We start from the raw sequence: 15651 nt of genomic DNA, 5'->3' as shown, positions 1-15651 counted from the left end.
TTGCGATCCCGGGTTACGGCCTCTGAATCATGGAAGTGAGGGTGCGGATGGCTACCGACCGGCGCGCAGCTCAGCAAGGACCTGTACGGCCTCGGCGCGGACCTGGGTCGGGCAGCCCCAGTAGTCGTAGATGCCACCGCGCTCACTGTTGTGACCACAGATGACGAACACGCCGGTGCCCAGCCGGCGTTTGAACTCGGTGGCCAGCCATCCGACGAACCCGCTGTTGTCCACGTCGGGCGGGAAGTGAAATGAGAACACCGCGAAGCGCTCACCATCGGTCCCGGCATCCGGTGCCAGCCAGGACCACCGATTCTCGTCGCGCACCACGGCCAGCAGGTCAGGCGTCAAGGCCGGGGGCTGGGTGAGCGGCGCCTCGAAGAACGACCACTCACCATCGAACATGACCAGCTCGGCGGCCGCGATGACCCGCCGCAACCGCTGCGCCGTCTCGTCACTGGACTCCTGGCTGATGCTGACCATGCGCCGATACTGCCCGACGACGCCAGCCGACGCAGTCGCCCACGACACACGGCCACCGGTCAGCCCCTCGGCTCACCTGATCCGCGACCCACGACCAGTTCGGTGTCCGGGTCGTGATCCACCGGCGAAGGGCCCGCGACGATCAGGGTGGCTCGCAGCCACGGCTGTTCTCGCAACATGAAGGGCAGTTCTTCCCGCAGCCAACTCGCCACGTGTTCTCGCTGTTCGGAAGAGTCGCCGTCGCGATCGACCAACAAGCGCTCCTGTTCGTCGAGATCACCCTGTAGGTAAATCGAGGCGTCCAGCCACGGGGCGACCTCTCCCCGGATGATGCCGGTGCCCTCGACCCAGACGACGTCGACTCCGGCGGGGACGGTGATCGAGCCGGCGCGATCATGACTGATCCAGGCGTCGGGACGGAAGTCCACCGGCTCCCCGCGGTGCAGGGGTCGCAGGATGTTCTCGATGAGTACGCCGCCCCAGTCGAAACAGGCGTGGTTCCAGGCCACGTCGTCGGTGTGCACGATGGCCGAGTTGGGCTCCACCTGACGGAGCCTCCCAGCCAGTGTCGTCTTGCCCGCACCACCCCGGCCGTCGATGGCGATCACCCGCGGACGCCCGCTGACGCCTGGTGAGGCGTCGCGTAACTGCCGGACGACGTCGAACACGGTCACGACGTGCCAGCCAACGGCTTCGACCTCACCAGGGTGTAGGCGCATCGACGACACGTACCCCCAATGCCTGTCGATGATGCGATACACCCCCGGCCATCCCGACGCTCCGACGGAGGCCAAGCGCCGCCGGCTCCCGTCCGCGCGAGGGCCGACCAGGATCGGCACGAGGCAGGCCGTCACTTCGCGTCGGGCCTAGCAGCGAGGCGGCACGATCCCCCCAGCACGTAAGCGGCGCTCACGTCGAGCAGGTCTAGTCCCGTTCAGCCAGTCGGTGAGGAGGGGGATCGTCTCCCCGAGGGTGTCGACACGGTGGTGGGCGCCGGTCAGTTCGTCGGCGGGGTGCGTGGTGCGGACGGCGACGACCGTCATGCCGGCACGCCGGGCTGCTTCGATCCCGGCGGGAGCGTCCTCGATCACAAGGCAGTTCGCTGCGGGGGTGTCGAGAAGGCGCGCCGCGCGCAGGTAGCCCTCGGGGCTCGGCTTGCCGCGCCGGACCTGGCCGCTGTCGACCAGGACGGGAGGATCCGGCAGGCCGCCGGCGCGCAGCCGCTGCCTCACGGTCGGCGTTCGACCCGACGTGACCACGCCCCACGGCTGACCGTCTAGCAGGCTCAACACGGCGGCGGCCTCGGGATAGACGGGGAAGGCGTCGCCTTCGGCGGCCATGATCTCTCGAACGAGCCGGTATTCGGCGTCGACGTCGAGGTGCGGGGCCACCACCGCGATGGTGTCGACGGGCCGGCGGCCGTGGGTTTGGGACCAGACCAGGTCCGGGTCGAGGTGGCGCAGCGTCGCCCACCGTCTCCAGATGCGACGGTACGCCGGATAGGAGTCGACGAGCACGCCGTCGACATCGAACAACACCGCAGATGGAATGGACATCACGTCGCCTGGCGGTGCAGCAGGTCGACGGCGGCGGCGGCCTGATCGGCGATGTCGTGGAGCAGGCGGGCAGCGGGCAGGACATCGCGGACGAGGCTCACGGACTGGCCCGCGTACAGGGCCATGGCTGCCAGGTCACCGGTCATCCCGGGCAGCGGAATCAGGTCCTCGTATCGAGCTCGGTTCTCGCCACACGCGTCGATGGCGACGACATCACCCTCGCCGGGCCGCAGTGGGGCGGGCGGCGAGCCGGCCGTCTGCCACCGTTGAAGAGTCGTGTTGCGTAGCGCGCGATGCGTGGCGTTCGGCCATCCGCCGTCGAAGCAGAGGGTGTGTACGGTGTCCGCTCCGGTGGCCGCGATCAGGTGCTGCCGGTACACCTCGTGGGTGGCGGCTTCGGCAGCGGCCAGGAAGCGGGTGCCCAGCATGGCACCCTGGGCACCGAGCGCGAGCACCGCCGCGACGCCACGCCCGTCCGCGATTCCTCCCGCAGCCACCACCGGCACCGGCCCGACCGCGTCGACGATCGCCGGCACCAGAGACATCGTGGTCGTGCCGCCGCGGACGTGACCGCCTGCCTCCCAGCCTTGGGCCACGACGACGTCCACCCCGGCCGTGACAGCCTGCACGGCCTCGGCGATGTCGCCGATCGTGTGCAGGTGCAGCGCGCCGGCCTGGTGAATCCGGGTGACCATCGGCGACGGGTCGCCCCAGAAGGTGGAAATGATCCGCAGTTTCTCCTGCAGGCACACGGTGAGCAGATCGTCCACCGGGAAGTCGAGAACCAGGTTTGCCCCGAACGGCCGGGTGGTGAGCTCCCGGGTACGCCGGATGCTCCGCCGTGCCTGATCGGGGGTCTGCCACGTCAATGCCAGCATGCCAAGACCACCGGCCTCAGACACCGCCGCCACCAGTTCCGGCACCGCAGCGGAACCCACGGGTGCCTGAACAATGGGCAGATCGATGCCCAACCGGTCACACAACGCAGTGCGCAATCGCCCCACGAAGCAGCCCCCGCTCGCTTCGGAAATCGAATCAGTACATCGGACGGTACTGTATCGAATATCGAAGCATCAAGAGGGGCGGCGCAGGCGATGACGGCACCCAGGCCGGGCAAGCCGGTACGCGGATCGAGTACCGGACGACCCCTCATGGCCGCCCTCGACCTGTTCGGGCGTCGCTGGAACCTGCGCATCATCTGGGAGTTGCAGCATGGGCCGGTCGGCTTCCGCGCGCTCCAGCAACGCTGCGACAACATGTCATCCAGCGTTCTGCGGCAGCGGCTGACCGAACTGCTCGACGCCCACCTCGTCGCTCAGCAGGCAGACACGGCCTATGCGCTCACGGACCTCGGCCGCGGCGCCTACCAGGCATTGCGCCCGCTCGTTCGCTGGTCCGACGCATGGGCCTCGACCGTGAGCGAGGACGACAAGGCCTGAACCCGTGGAACGCCTGCCCTGGCGCTTCCGGAGCGCAGTCGCTACCGTGCTTCTAAATCCGAAGCATCGGAGTCTGGCCATGGCTCGTACCCCAGTGCTCGAACCGCCGTTCACGCCCGACGGGCCCGCGCGGGTCACGGCCGCCTGATGGCCGGCCCACACGTGGCGATGGTGAACGCCTGCACCCGCTATGGAAAAGGCGGTAGCCCCACCACAGTCGTGATCGATGATGCCGTGCTCATCGACGACGAACGGCACGCGATCGCCCTGAACGCCGGCACCTCCCACACCGCGTTCATCGACAGCAGCACAGCGGATGCACCCAGGGTGCGGTTCTTCACCAGCACCGGGGAACTGCCGAACTGCGGGCACGGCACCATCGCCGCGCAGGCCGTCCTGCTGGACCGCAGCGGCACCACGGAGCACCACGGCCGCCAACGCAGCGGAGGCCGCACCTTCGCAACGACCGCCATCCGCCGCCATGACGGCATTGAGGTCTGGTTCGACCAGGGCGTCATCGCCCTGTCGGATCATGCCGGCGCGACTGGCGGTGGCATCATCGCGGCCCTCGGCCTGGAACGAGCGGACATCGCCGCCGACCTACGGGTCGCGTCGCCCGGCACGCCACGACTCCTCGTTCCCGTCCGGGATCGTCGCACACTGCTGTCCATGCAGCCCGACTTCGATTGGGTGGCAACCGAGTGTCGGCTACTCGGGTATCTCGGCTGCTTCACCTACGCGCTGCCGCCGACCGCGAGAACGGGCACCGCCCGGATGTTCGCCCCAGCGATCGGCGTCGACGAGGACATCGCAAACGCCAACAGTGTCGGCTGCCTCGCCGCTCACCTGCTCGACACATACGGCATCAGCGCGATCGAAATCCACCAGGGCGACACGCACCAGAGCCCATCGTCGGTCTTCGCCAGCGCGACACACACCGCGGACGGCATCGTCGCCAGAATCGGCGGAGTGGTTGACCTCGGCCAGCCTCAGCGCGACCGTCCAGCTACGCGCCGGCCGCCTCCACCCACGACGGGCACCCACGCCCGCCTCTAAGTGCGAGCGTCGACCAGCGCGATCCCGCGGGCCAGATAGTTCGGCAGCGCATGAGGATGATCCCAGCTTGAGGTACGGAGCCAGACCCGCCGGGTTCGGCCGCCCTGCTCACCCTCGACTCTCCGCTGCCCGCATGACGGTCATCAGCACCCACGTCGCCACAATCCACATTGACCGGTTCACGCCGCATTCGCTCGGGAACCCCGGTGTGCCAGGCCACGGCTACACTGACGCCTCTGGTTCCCCTGCTCGTCTACGGAAACGGAGGCGTGATGGTCAATCCGTTGTTGGACGCCGAGGATGCGCGGGAACGCCTGGAGGCATGGCAGGCCAACGCCGTGCGCCGGGCTGCCGAGACGCAGGCCGCCGCTGCCGGCTTGGGCGCGCTGCGGGTCACGGCCAGCGACGCCCACGGGATCGTCGAGGTCACCGTCGACTCCACGGGGGCGATGGCCGACGTCCGGCTCTCCGCGCGGGTGCAACGCGTGAGCCTGGAGCAGACGCAGCAGGCGATCATGGGCGCCTATCGCAACGCGCGGGTCAAGCTCGCCGAGGCCGCCGCCGAGGTCGTGCGGGAGACGGTCGGCGCCGACTCGGCGACCGGCCGGGCCCTGCTGGCCGGATTCCGGACCGCCGGCACCGAGGACGAAGAGAGGCGATACTGATGCACGGGGGGTTCGAGGTCAACGTCGAGGCGCTGCGCGCGCACGCGACGGCCATGTCTGCCATTCACGACCGCTTCGCCGCCGTCATGGCCGCGAGCGGCACCATTTTCCAGGCCGATGATGCCTACGGGCAGCTCTGCCAGTTCTTGCCGCCCATCCTGGAGGGACGCCACCGGGACCAGGACAAGGGCGTGGGGATGCTTGCCGAGAACATCGAGCTGCTCGCCGCGGGAATCAAGAAGAACGCCGACGCCTACGAACGGGCCGAGGAGTCGACCACCGACGGCTTCAACTCCTTCCACTCCGCGACCTGAGCCGGCCCGGCGCCCTCTCATGAGCAACCCACTGGTCGCCACGACCTCCGACATTGCTTCGACCAGCGCCGCGCACCGCGACGGCTGGACCGGCCTGCCGCTCGCCGACGACTACATGGGCATCAAGGACGCCATCGACTCCGGCAGCTGGATCGACGGCTCAGTCGCGGGCTTGGGCGCCGCTCTCGACGGGGCGGCCATCGCCATCGACCCGTTCAGCACGCTCCTGTCGATGGGCATCGAGTGGGCCATCGAGCAGGTCGAGCCACTGAAGCAGGCCCTCGACTGGCTCGCCGGTAATCCCGAGACCATCGAGACGCACGCCTTGACCTGGGACAACATGGCCAATGAGCTGTTCTCCATCGCCGAGGACCTCAAGGCGCGGCTGGTCGGCGACCTCGACGGATGGCAGGGCGCCGCCGCCGACGCCTACCGCGACATCCTGACCATCAACATCGACGTCGCCGGGATCTTCGCGGGCACGGCCGCCGGCATGGGTGCCGCGACCCGTGGCGCGGGGATCCTGGTGCAGACGGTGCGGGAGGTCGTGCGCGCCTTCATCTCCGACTGCATCGCCAAGGTCGTGGTGTGGCTGGCCGAGGTGGTCTTCTCCCTCGGCTTCGCCACACCGCTGGTCGCCTCCCAGCTCGCAATCGCCGTCGTCCGCTGGACCGGCCGCATCTTCGGCTGGCTGATGGGCCTGATCACCAGCCTCTCCAGCCTTCGCGCACTCCTCGACGTCTAGGCGGTCCTCGATGAGACAACTCATGGCGGCTCTGCGGACCACCGCCGTCCTGGTGGTCCTGTTCGCTGTGGCGGGTCTCCACAAGCGCCCCTCAGGCCCCACCCCACCGCACGGCGATGGCGGCGATGGCCCCAACCGTCCCAAGTTCAACCCGGGCATGATGCCCAAGCGCGTGGGACCAGCCCAGCAGCACGGCATCAAGCGCGCCGGGGAGGGCCGCCCGAAGGACGCCGACACATCCGAGCCCGAGGTGCCCAAGAGGACCAACCCCTGGGACGACCCCGAGTTCGCCGACGCCAAGTTCGACATGGACCGCTTCGGTCAGATGGGCGCCGGGGCGATGGACAAGATCTGGGACGGCGACGGGCGGGGTAATGGCGACCACAAGCCCTCGTCCACCGAGCCCAACAAGACGCTCTTCCCGCCCGGCACCACCAAGGAGCAGGTCGAGGACTGGTTCAAGAGCATCGCCACCAACCCCGACAGCCGCCCTGAGGCGCGTCCCGGCGGCGACGGCTGGGAAGTCACCGGCACCCGCGACGGCATCACCTGCGTCGTTATCCTGGACAAGGACGGCAGCATCTCCGGCGGCCACCCCATCAGCGGCGAGGGCGTCAGGACCAACCCGCCGGCCTAGCCACCGCACCCACGGGAGACCCATGGAAGTCAACGATTACATCCGGCTCAGCCCTCGGATCATCGACCAGGTCGCACCCAAGATCAGCCCGAAGTACCGGTCGATGGTCCTGAGGGCCAGAGGCGCCGGCGCCTGGGACCACGCGATCACGACGCTCGTCGGCGCCCTGTGGGAGGAGGGCGTTGTGATCACCACGGCGGAGAAGGACGCGCTGCGGGAGCTCACGGAGTACCTCCAGCAACCTCTGACGCGCGTGGAGCAGATCCGAACCTCGGACTGACGGCCGAAGCGTAGATCGGGCCCCTCGAACCCTGCAAGGCATTGGCCGGCCAGCGCCGATTCCACATGCTCCCAGCAGGCACCGCCGTCGGGCTCGCCCGCCGGCGTTGCGACAAGTCACTGCCGTACGACAGCGGAAAGGCCACCTCCCGAACCTGGGGAAGCGGCCTTTGAACTGCCAAAACTGAGAGTGGGCGATGCTGGTATCGAACCAGCGACCTCTTCGGTGTGAACTTTCGGCGAGCCAGTCGGGTCGGGCTTGATGCGAGGTCAGACGGCCTGTTGGCGTGCCTCTCGGCTTGGTCCGACTGGCACCGTTGCTGTGCTTCGCTGCTGTACTGCTGGTGTCAGACGAGGCGTTGGATCCGTATCCACTTGTGCGAGCCGTCGCTGTAGTGGAACTTCTCGTCGCCACGCCGCAGGATGCTCACCTAAGCCAGCCCAGGAAGCGTCTGTGCAGCGCACCAGCCGGCACCCAGGTCAGATCCTCGGAGGCTCGCACCAGCTGCGCACCTAGATAGAGAGCCGGAGAGATCGGAGCATCATCGAATTCGGCGCGTAGCTCACGCTGCCGCGTGCGGCAGGGCCAGGGCCCATCGCAGCCGCCGCAGCTCCAGATTGGCAGCACCGGGCCGTGCGTGGTCATGCGCGGCCTCCGAGCAGCGCCGCCGTCATCGACCGCGCCTGCCGGTTGGTCGCCCAGCCCACCTGGCAACACGGGTACGGAGCCAAGCGCGCCCGCCACACCAGGCAACCGACACGCCAGCCGTCCAGCCCTCGAATGTGCACCGCGAGGATCACCCGCTCCGATGGACCGCTCACTGCTCATCTGCCTGCGGCCAGTGCCCGCGACTAATCGGTATCCGATGCCGGGCACGGCAGGGCAGGTCGACCCCACAACGACAGATTCGCCGCTGGAGCTGCGAGGACCATACCGGCCGGTGCCGCCGCGCCAAGGCCAACGCGGTGGCCGCGATGTACACGTCATACGACACGCGCCGGATGCTCACCGATGACCGGCCGGACGATCCGGCCGCGCGCCGGGTCACCGGAGGCCCTCCGGCCGGCATGCCCCGAACTGGTCCGCCGATTCGTGATGGCCCTGGCACCGCCGCAGTTGTCTCGCGTGGTCGAGTAGACGCTGGTGCGCCGCCGCCTGCTCAACGTCCTGGTACCGCTGCCCGGTCCCGGGCGGTGGCGGCGGCTGAGGTCGCCGAAACAGCCACCGCATCAACGCGCACAGCTCAGACCAGATCGCCACTGACTCGCCCCCTCGATCGAGCAACAGGGCGGCGACGAGACTCTGTCCGGCTCTATCGGACGTCAAGCAGGCACAGGCTCGCCGCCGCCAGTGACCGGGACGCTACGACTGGTCACCGGCTGCGGCAGGGAGAGTTTGTACCCCAGGGAGAGTTACCCGATCATGCCAATGGCGAGGGCCAACTCTCGGGCGTCCTCACCGACCGTGCCCGGCCGGTTCGACAGTTCCAGGGCGACGTGACGGGCGTACGGGTTGTGTCGCACCGTGTCGACGCTCTCCCGCAGCGCCCGGCCGAGCAGGTGCACCGCCGCGACCTCGCCACGGTCCAGCATGTGCGCCCGAGCGGCATCGATCAGCCCGGCAGCCCGACGGGTCTGCGAGGGCAACGCCCGATAGTCGGTGGCATCGGCCCGCCGCACCGCCTCACCCGTGCGGCACAGGTCCGTCTCGATGGAAACCGCGTACGCCGCACACGCCGCCGGACCGAACATCAGCCACGGATGGACGTACCCGTCACCGAGCCGGCTCGCGGCCGAGTCGGCGGCGTCCCACGCCCGCCACGCGCGACCGGCCCGGCCGGCCTTGCTGTGGCCCAACGCGATACCAAGCTGCACCTGACCCCATCGCGCCAACTGCTCACCACCCGCCGCCGGGTCAACCAGACCCGCAGCCTCGACCAGTACCTGCTCGGCGGCATCCACCTGATTCGCGCCCCGATAGACGTGCGCGTAGTACCAGGCCGCCACCGCCATCGCCGCCGGGTCGTCCGCCTCCTGGGCCGCCGACATCGCCCGGTCGGCGGCAAGCCACACCAACTCCGGCAACGGCTGGTGCGCAAGGTACAACTGCACCAGGTGATACACCCGCGCCAACTCCACCAACGCCAGCCGACGGTCCCCGCCGTCGAGCATCCGGACACTCCGCTGCGCATCCGTCAGCAACCCCGGAAGCACGGCCGCCACCGCCGTACGCTCGGTCGTCGACCGATGCCACAAGGCCCACGCCTGATCCACCAGATCACGCATCACGACAACCGGCACCACCGCGCCCACCGGCACCGAAGCCCGCTGCATCACCGCAGCGACCTTGCCCACCTCGGAATGCCCCGCCCTGGTCACCGACGCCACCGGCAACGACTGATCACCGGTCAGATCCGCTAGATCCGAGATGTCGAGCACCTCGGCCAGCCGCAGCAGCATGGGCAGACGTGGCGGCAGTAGCCGGCCGTTCTCCAACGCCTTGACCCACTCCGCGCTACGCCCGACCAGCCCGCCGAGAACGGGTCGAGTCTTCCCCGCACGCTCGCGATACAACCGCAGGCGCGCACCAAAGGTCGCGGAACCGCTCATCATCGTCTCCCAGGTAGCGGTCTGGGCAGCGGACCACCAGCCACTACGCGAGCAGGCCACCACAGTCGACGGTACCCCCGCCACCGCATCGACGCGCCCCACCATTACGGCTAATACCGCAACCGCCAGGCGAGCGCTTCCGACCTTGGGCACACCCAGGCTGGGGGCCACATCGACCCCTCGCTTGTAAGTCTTGGGCGCTACTCCGAAGACGACGACGCCCTACACCCGGCACCGTGAGCGTCGGTTCCGCGACCCCGTCCGCATCCCAGCACAAGACCCCTGCTCGCTAATCGGCATGACGGGACGTTTTGTCGGCGACCGACCTGCCGCCTTCGAGTCGCTGTTCTGACCCACACCAGTTGGCAGACCTGCGGTCGGATCGTCCGCCGGCTGCCGGCATACCTGCCCGAACTCACGGATGGCTTCCGCCATCGGCGACGAGTGGAACCAGTCTGACTGCTACAGCTTCGACGTCGCCGAAGCCACTCACGGTCTGCAACAGGCCGCGGGTCCGGTAGTACGCGCGCAGCGGCTCGCTCTGCTCTTGGTGGTTCTCCTGTGAGTGCGTGTACATGAACAGGAGTTCCTGCCGTCGCTCGGCTTGCTGTGGGTCCAGTTCTATCCGTCGTTCTACCCGGCGGTGAGCGGCGAGGCTGAACTGGTCCTCACTCAGAACGATTTCGATCACTGCGTCGGGGACGTGACCGCTCTGCGTAAGCAACTCGGCCTGCCGGACATTGCGAGGGAAGTTGTAAAGCACGAAGCCGCTGTGCACGTTCACTAGGACATCGGCGACGGCTTCGACCACCAGCTCATCCGGGACAACATGTCCGGCCTGCATATATCCGTTCGCCTTCTCGCCCAGCGAGGTTCGCTGCTGCAGGTGCTCGCGAACGACGTTGCCCGCGCTGACGACCTGCAGGCCGGTGGTGGCTGCCAGAGCTGACGCAACGGAAGCCAGGTCAACGACCGGCCCGGCGATGAGGACCACGTTGGGCATGTTGTATTCCATAGGCGGACGCCGCGGGCCAAGCTAGCAGCAGAGTGGCACTTACCTGAGAATATCGACGTGGAGAATCAGCAGGGCTGCGAGGTGGCCACAAGCGCCACCGGCAGAAAGGGTGCTTCACGCCCTCGTCCACTAGCCGACGGTCAGGACTCATAGGCGACTCATGATCTTCGCGGCGAGACAGCGAAAGCCCGGCTGGACTAGGTCCAACCGGGCTTCGACCTGCTGTGGAACATGGTGGGCGATGCTGGTATCGAACCAGCGACCTCTTCGGTGTGAAACAGGACGCCGCACCCACTCTGACCTGCGGGGACGTGGAGACGCAGGCAGGGGTCGGTGCAGTTGAACGCCGTTCGATGCCGTTGGACGCAGTTCAAGGCCGTTCAGGACACCCCGCTGCTCCCCACCTGCTCCCCCCAAATCGAGCTCACACCGGGCCGCCGGCCGTCGACCAAATTACGCGGCCCAACTTTCGCTGCACCACTCGCAGGAGCTTGATCGTCTCTTCATCAGAGATGCCAGTGGTGATTGACCAGTCGCGGCCAGAACCGATTACGTCGCTTGCGAAGACGATCTCAAGGGCCAGCAACGCCTTCCGCCACTGCGACCTCGTCAGCGACCCCCCGGAATCCAGCGCCTCTCGCAGACTGCGCCCCTCGCCCCGCCACAGGTCCTCCTTGCTGTCGAACCCCATGGCCCGCGCGAAATCATCCGTTGCGCTCGCGGGTCCACCCCACTCACCCAGCCCACGGCTCAAGAGGAGCCGCTCGTCCGCGGTGAGATCGACCGCTACAACGTCAGAAGCGCCCATGGCGTAATTCTGAAGTACGGCCGCACGAGGGTTCATCCCGCCCTGCGGCGTGTGGGACGCTGTTGGTGCGGTCAGTGGTCTTCGGCGTAGTAGGAATGCACCGCGGGTTGTCCGGTGTAATTGGCACCAGCGCGATCGTCGGCACCGAGGTAGCCATACGGAAGGCGAGCATCACGTCGGCCGGTGCAGCTGATCCGGCGACGACGGGAGTCATAGGAGAACCCGGCGGCGCGGAGTTGGGCGGTGAGGCGCTGCCCAGCGGGTCGCCCGTCAGGAAGCCGAATGCTGGACAGGTCCAGGTCGGCCACGAGCCGGCCGGTGGGAGTCAGCCAGCCGGCCGCCCGGGTCAGGACGGCGAGTTTGTCTCCGACGTAGTGCAGTCCATGCAGACAGGTGATCAAGTCGAACGTCCGCGTTGGTGCCCAGTTGGTCACGGAGGCGCAGATCAGCTCCAGGTTCAGCGGTGGTGCCGGTACGGGATCAAAGGCGTCGACCAGGTCTACCCCGACGACGACTGTCCGCTCGGTCAACCCTGCCAGCCGCAGTTCCCCGGCGGCTTGGATCAGCGCTCGACCAGTGCCGCAGCACAGATCCAACCAGCGCGCGGCTGTCATAGGTTCGGGCCGGCCGGAGCCAGCAGCGCCGGCGGCGAGAACGTCAAGCGGGTTGAACCCCAACTCCCGGGTGTAGCTGTTGACCCCGGACAGCTGCCGCTCGCGGTTCATCGCACAGTTCGCCACCACTGCGGACTGCTCCAAGGCGTCGCTGCCAAGCAACTCGAAACCGGCGCGTTGGTCGACCACACCACCATCATCCCAGGAACAGCTCCTCCGGCCGAACCCTCGACCAGCGGCATAAAGGTGCGCGCTGTCCTGAGTGTGGATGGTCTGCGTAAGCGCGCCTACGATGATCATTGGTTCGGCGCAGGGAGGTCCCCATGATCGAGTGGCTCGACGATGTCTGGTCTCGGGCACACGCCGTGCAGATCGTCGACGGTGGTGAAGACAATGGTCCTCTTGCCGGTCGTGCAATTCTGGCCGAGCTCCCAAATTCTGGATCGGTTGATACGGCACGCGTGTTGACCACGACAGGTCGCTTCATCGGTGACATTTGTCGTTGTCACGGTGGGCCGACGATCGTGCTCCGCGATGTGGCGGGCGAGGTGCTCGCCAGCACTGGTTTGCATGGCCACGGCTCGGTCAGTTGGGAGCGGTCGCGGTTCCGTAACGACCTCGTCGTGGCAGATCCCGGGGCGCTTCACCTGTTTCTGGCAGGGCTCGGTGTACCGGACCAGCTGACGTCATTCCTGGCGCCCATGGCCGACCTGCTCAACCTGCAGGACGGCCGCCCGCAGTTCCGGCCCCACCGGGCCAGAGGGCAAGCGGTACCTGATTGAGCGTGGGGTTCCTAACGTGCTGCATCCCGTGTTGGTCGCCACCACCGGTCAGCAATGCGGCGAGCTATCCGATATGCACGTCGACGATGTCCGTCGACGGCTCACCGCCGCCACGCCCTCAGCCACCGGCAGGGCGGTGATCCTGCTGTCCTGGCTGGGCCGGCTCCCCATTCCTGCAGAGGCATTCTGGGGCGAAGGTGTTCTGGTGCGGCAGTTACTCGCCCATCTCACACCGTCCGACATCGCGGCCGCAGCTGCCGAAGCCCGCACCGGCGACGTCGCAACGGGGGTGGTCAACCTGGTCATGCACTCCGGCGACGACGGCACGCTGGCCACGGCCATCGGTCCGACGCTGCGTCAACTGTTCCCACCCGCGCCGACGCCGAAGACCACGCGCTAGCCGTCAACCATCCACTCGGCGAACTGCTCGCGGACGCAGGTCGCCTACCAAATAAGCGCGACCGAGAGGTTCCGCCCGCTTAGTGGCCGATCCGTGCGTCGGTAGGAGCTGTTGCGCTGATGCTGCGGCGACGTTGAATAATCCGCAGGTGGATGTTGCCGATCTGCTCGCTCGGGCCGCAGGCATGGTCCCGGTTGATGTCGTCAACGACGCCGGCGTGACGGTGGTGGACGTACGCGAGTACCTCGACCACGACGAGTGGGAGGTCGCGCTCGATCTCCTTGCGGACCTCGACACGGGTTGGCGACCGCCGGTCGCTTGGTGGGATCTGCTGATAGACAGCGCCGAGCTGATGTGGCTCTCCGACGCGGCAGCGTGGTGCCGGTGGGGTCGGTGGGAGAGCATCCACGGGATCGTCCGCGCGGAGTTGCGGCTCCTGTCGCCCACCGAAGGAGGCCGGGGAACACCAATCCCGGGCAAGGGCATCCTCCGGCCACTGTGGGACCTCGGCCGGCGTACGGCCGCGGGCGACCCCGATCTGCTCGTGGCACGCATCTGGGTGGAGTCCACGCCAGCGTTGCCACCAGGCGCCACCGGGTCGGTCCGCCTGGGCCCACTGTCCCCAGCCCTCTGGCGTCACCTGCAGCCGGGCATGACGATCACCATGCACGAGGGCCAGCCCGCGGTAGGAACGGCCACCATTATTGAGGCATCGAATGTGCTCTGAAACCAGCACGACCGAGGGCCGACTCAATCGGGTTGGGTGACACTGGGCAGCGCGCGTTGTCTGCGGCAGATCCGTACATGATCCACAGAGCCTGCTTGCCTGGATACGGCGTTCCCCCACCGGTCGATCGCGTGGCATGGTGACCGGATGATCGACAGCGGTGGGGCGTTGGAGGCTGTGGTCCGGCATGCCGTCGAGCTTGAGGACGATTACGACGACATCGCGCCAACCGTCACGGCCCTGACGGCATCCGGGGACACCGCCTTGGTACCCCGGCTGCAAAGGGTACTGGACCGGTTCCTCGACGAGGGGAATTTCTACGGCCGGGACCTGATTGCCAGTGTCTTGGCTGGCATCGATGGTGCGGCGGCGCTGCCGGTGCTGCTACGCGCTTCGGCGCGTGATCTCGGGGACGACCAGGACAGCTTGCAGGCCGAGATCATCGAGCTGCTGCACACAGATCGAGCGACCGGCCGGGGTGTGGTGCGTGATTTCGCCACGGGTGATACGCCGGAGCTGCGCCGTGTGGGGCTGTGGGCGCTCGGGTTCATGGTCGAAGCACAGGATGTCGACCTGCTGGCCGCAGCCGCGACCGACGCCGACCCGGAGATCAGATCCATGGCGGTCGGCTCGATCCCTGACCCAGCCGGCGACGACTGGGCATTCGGCGCGCTCGTTCTGGCGTTGCGTGACCTAAACGAGCAGGTACGGGTATCGGCCGCGAGCAGGCTTGGCTACACGGGCCGGGCTGACGCGGTCGCACCGCTCGTTGCCCTCGCCGCCGACCCGACACCGCGAGTACGGTCCGTGGTCGCCTACGCACTCGGGCGACTCGGCAGTCACGAGGCGACCGGGGCTCTGCAACGGCTCCTCCACGACCCCGACCGGCACGTCCGCGAGGACGCTGCGGAGGCACTCGGTTCGGTCGGAGGGCCGGCGGCGGTCGATACGCTGCTGGTGCTGGCTGCCGACCAGGACCCGCAGCTGCGCGTCCAAGCCGCCAAAGCGCTCGCGAAGGTGGCCGACTCGGATCCCCGCGTGGCGCCGCAACTCACGATGCTGGCACGAGACGGCGAGGCCGCAGTACGGGCGGCGACCCTCAGCGGACTCGCCAGCGCCGGTGGCGAGGCTGCGTGGCACCGGGGGCATCTCTTGGTCGAGTTGGTGGACGATCCGGATCCATTGGTCCGTCAGCGGGTCGCAGTCGTGGCACGACATGTCGCGCCTGACGCCGCCCCGGACATCCTCCGCCGGTATACCCGCGACCCTGATCAGACCCTGCGCGGACTCGCCGCCACCGAACTGGACCGACTGACCAACCCCACCGCTCGCTGACCCGGCGGCCCACAGTCAGCGATCCGCTGGTGAGACCGTCGTGGACGTTCCTGCGAGGCTGTCCGCGAAGGCCCGGGTGTTCCCCACCGGTCAGGGCCGCAAGACAGACTCACTCGACGCCCGAAGCGTCGCTGTGGTCGCTCTGCACACCGAAGGTCTGCGGCAGACATTGGCACGGGCACGGGT

Annotated in this window: 19 protein-coding genes; 11 read left to right on the top strand and 8 right to left on the bottom strand. The window is 67.9% G+C overall.

Going from position 1 to position 15651, the window contains the following annotated elements:
* Window positions 1-51: 51 nt before the first annotated feature.
* The 4 genes from AB0877_RS07565 to AB0877_RS07550 all read right to left on the bottom strand — a co-directional run bounded on the left by AB0877_RS07565 (window position 52) and on the right by AB0877_RS07550 (window position 3043).
* Window positions 52-483, bottom strand: coding sequence for a DUF6196 family protein (locus AB0877_RS07565; RefSeq protein ID WP_366607588.1), 432 nt, complete (start codon window positions 481-483; stop codon window positions 52-54).
* 59 nt (window positions 484-542) lie between these two features.
* Window positions 543-1157 carry a hypothetical protein gene (locus tag AB0877_RS07560; protein ID WP_366607586.1) on the bottom strand — a complete coding sequence of 205 codons (615 nt, stop codon included), beginning with the start codon at window positions 1155-1157 and terminating at the stop codon, window positions 543-545.
* A gap of 192 nt (window positions 1158-1349) precedes the next feature.
* Complete coding sequence (locus AB0877_RS07555; protein WP_366607585.1) at window positions 1350-2039, bottom strand: HAD-IA family hydrolase; 690 nt, start codon at window positions 2037-2039, stop codon at window positions 1350-1352.
* A complete protein-coding gene (locus AB0877_RS07550) occupies window positions 2039-3043 on the bottom strand; it encodes a nitronate monooxygenase (protein ID WP_366607583.1) in 1005 nt (334 codons plus the stop codon). The genes AB0877_RS07555 and AB0877_RS07550 overlap by 1 nt, the downstream gene beginning before the upstream one ends.
* 147 nt (window positions 3044-3190) lie before the next feature.
* On the opposite strand from AB0877_RS07550, the gene AB0877_RS07545 reads away from it, so the two are divergent.
* From AB0877_RS07545 to AB0877_RS07515, 7 genes are all read left to right on the top strand, one after another.
* On the top strand, window positions 3191-3478 hold the full coding sequence (locus AB0877_RS07545) for a helix-turn-helix domain-containing protein (RefSeq protein ID WP_366607581.1): 288 nt from the start codon (window positions 3191-3193) through the stop codon (window positions 3476-3478).
* Between the two features lie 147 nt (window positions 3479-3625).
* Window positions 3626-4534 (top strand): PhzF family phenazine biosynthesis isomerase, encoded by a 909-nt coding sequence (locus tag AB0877_RS07540; RefSeq protein WP_366607580.1) that lies wholly within the window; start codon window positions 3626-3628, stop codon window positions 4532-4534.
* A gap of 272 nt (window positions 4535-4806) precedes the next feature.
* A complete protein-coding gene (locus tag AB0877_RS07535) occupies window positions 4807-5199 on the top strand; it encodes a YbaB/EbfC family nucleoid-associated protein (protein ID WP_366607578.1) in 393 nt (130 codons plus the stop codon).
* Window positions 5199-5513: a hypothetical protein gene (locus AB0877_RS07530; protein ID WP_366607576.1), complete on the top strand. Its 315-nt coding sequence runs from the start codon at window positions 5199-5201 to the stop codon at window positions 5511-5513. The genes AB0877_RS07535 and AB0877_RS07530 overlap by 1 nt, the downstream gene beginning before the upstream one ends.
* A 19-nt stretch (window positions 5514-5532) precedes the next feature.
* Window positions 5533-6258, top strand: a complete 726-nt coding sequence (locus AB0877_RS07525; RefSeq protein WP_366607574.1) for a hypothetical protein — start codon at window positions 5533-5535, stop codon at window positions 6256-6258.
* A 22-nt stretch (window positions 6259-6280) separates the two neighbouring features.
* A complete protein-coding gene (locus tag AB0877_RS07520) occupies window positions 6281-6895 on the top strand; it encodes an EndoU domain-containing protein (protein WP_366607573.1) in 615 nt (204 codons plus the stop codon).
* Window positions 6896-6917: 22 nt separating this feature from the next.
* Window positions 6918-7175 carry a hypothetical protein gene (locus tag AB0877_RS07515; protein ID WP_366607571.1) on the top strand — a complete coding sequence of 86 codons (258 nt, stop codon included), beginning with the start codon at window positions 6918-6920 and terminating at the stop codon, window positions 7173-7175.
* A gap of 1412 nt (window positions 7176-8587) precedes the next feature.
* Here the strand turns inward: AB0877_RS07515 and AB0877_RS07510 are convergent.
* From AB0877_RS07510 to AB0877_RS07495, 4 genes are all read right to left on the bottom strand, one after another.
* Window positions 8588-9784, bottom strand: coding sequence for a helix-turn-helix transcriptional regulator (locus tag AB0877_RS07510; RefSeq protein WP_366607569.1), 1197 nt, complete (start codon window positions 9782-9784; stop codon window positions 8588-8590).
* Between the two features lie 415 nt (window positions 9785-10199).
* Window positions 10200-10799, bottom strand: coding sequence for a nucleoside monophosphate kinase (locus tag AB0877_RS07505; protein WP_366607567.1), 600 nt, complete (start codon window positions 10797-10799; stop codon window positions 10200-10202).
* Between the two features lie 424 nt (window positions 10800-11223).
* Window positions 11224-11607: a hypothetical protein gene (locus AB0877_RS07500; protein WP_366607565.1), complete on the bottom strand. Its 384-nt coding sequence runs from the start codon at window positions 11605-11607 to the stop codon at window positions 11224-11226.
* Window positions 11608-11678: 71 nt separating this feature from the next.
* Complete coding sequence (locus AB0877_RS07495; protein WP_366607564.1) at window positions 11679-12410, bottom strand: class I SAM-dependent methyltransferase; 732 nt, start codon at window positions 12408-12410, stop codon at window positions 11679-11681.
* A gap of 134 nt (window positions 12411-12544) precedes the next feature.
* Here AB0877_RS07495 and AB0877_RS07490 point away from each other — a divergent pair, with 134 nt between their 5' ends.
* The 4 genes from AB0877_RS07490 (at window position 12545) to AB0877_RS07475 (ending at window position 15465) form a co-directional block, all read left to right on the top strand.
* A complete protein-coding gene (locus AB0877_RS07490; RefSeq protein WP_366607563.1) occupies window positions 12545-13003 on the top strand; it encodes a hypothetical protein in 459 nt (152 codons plus the stop codon).
* A 16-nt stretch (window positions 13004-13019) separates the two neighbouring features.
* Window positions 13020-13403, top strand: coding sequence for a hypothetical protein (locus AB0877_RS07485; protein WP_366607562.1), 384 nt, complete (start codon window positions 13020-13022; stop codon window positions 13401-13403).
* A gap of 148 nt (window positions 13404-13551) precedes the next feature.
* Complete coding sequence (locus tag AB0877_RS07480) at window positions 13552-14130, top strand: hypothetical protein (RefSeq protein ID WP_366607561.1); 579 nt, start codon at window positions 13552-13554, stop codon at window positions 14128-14130.
* Between the two features lie 147 nt (window positions 14131-14277).
* Window positions 14278-15465, top strand: a complete 1188-nt coding sequence (locus tag AB0877_RS07475; RefSeq protein WP_366607559.1) for a HEAT repeat domain-containing protein — start codon at window positions 14278-14280, stop codon at window positions 15463-15465.
* Window positions 15466-15651: the final 186 nt, after the last annotated feature.

This window comes from Micromonospora sp. NPDC047644 (assembly GCF_040704315.1).
In the GTDB taxonomy this organism is placed as follows: Bacteria; Actinomycetota; Actinomycetes; order Mycobacteriales; family Micromonosporaceae; genus Micromonospora.
This window is presented reverse-complemented; position numbering and strand designations above follow the sequence as displayed.